Raw genomic sequence first — 1,203 nt, 5'->3', positions numbered from 1 at the left:
AAATCGTACCCCAAACCGACACAGGTGGTCAGGTAGAGAATACCAAGGCGCTTGAGAGAACTCGGGTGAAGGAACTAGGCAAAATGGTGCCGTAACTTCGGGAGAAGGCACGCTGATATGTAGGTGAAGCGGTTTACCCGTGGAGCTGAAATCAGTCGAAGATACCAGCTGGCTGCAACTGTTTATTAAAAACACAGCACTGTGCAAACACGAAAGTGGACGTATACGGTGTGACGCCTGCCCGGTGCCGGAAGGTTAATTGATGGGGTTATCCGTAAGGAGAAGCTCTTGATCGAAGCCCCGGTAAACGGCGGCCGTAACTATAACGGTCCTAAGGTAGCGAAATTCCTTGTCGGGTAAGTTCCGACCTGCACGAATGGCGTAATGATGGCCAGGCTGTCTCCACCCGAGACTCAGTGAAATTGAACTCGCTGTGAAGATGCAGTGTACCCGCGGCAAGACGGAAAGACCCCGTGAACCTTTACTATAGCTTGACACTGAACACTGGTCCTTGATGTGTAGGATAGGTGGGAGGCTTTGAAGTGTGGACGCCAGTCTGCATGGAGCCGACCTTGAAATACCACCCTTTAATGGCTGGTGTTCTAACGTAGACCCGTGATCCGGGTTGCGGACAGTGTCTGGTGGGTAGTTTGACTGGGGCGGTCTCCTCCTAAAGAGTAACGGAGGAGCACGAAGGTTAGCTAATCCTGGTCGGACATCAGGAGGTTAGTGCAAAGGCATAAGCTAGCTTGACTGCGAGAGTGACGGCTCGAGCAGGTGCGAAAGCAGGTCTTAGTGATCCGGTGGTTCTGAATGGAAGGGCCATCGCTCAACGGATAAAAGGTACTCCGGGGATAACAGGCTGATACCGCCCAAGAGTTCATATCGACGGCGGTGTTTGGCACCTCGATGTCGGCTCATCACATCCTGGGGCTGAAGTAGGTCCCAAGGGTATGGCTGTTCGCCATTTAAAGTGGTACGCGAGCTGGGTTTAGAACGTCGTGAGACAGTTCGGTCCCTATCTGCCGTGGGCGCTGGAGAATTGAGGGGGGCTGCTCCTAGTACGAGAGGACCGGAGTGGACGCATCACTGGTGTTCGGGTTGTCATGCCAATGGCATTGCCCGGTAGCTAAATGCGGAAGAGATAAGTGCTGAAAGCATCTAAGCACGAAACTTGCCCCGAGATGAGTTCTCCCTGAGACT

The 1,203-nt window shown here is 53.2% G+C and carries 1 rRNA gene; it reads left to right on the top strand.

Annotation, left to right across the window (positions count from 1 at the left end):
• Window positions 1-1,203, top strand: a 23S ribosomal RNA gene (locus NNO02_RS23255); the annotation flags it as partial.

The sequence above is a fragment of the Citrobacter sp. Awk 2 genome, assembly GCF_028069815.1.
In the GTDB taxonomy this organism is placed as follows: Bacteria; Pseudomonadota; Gammaproteobacteria; order Enterobacterales; family Enterobacteriaceae; genus Citrobacter.
This window is presented reverse-complemented; position numbering and strand designations above follow the sequence as displayed.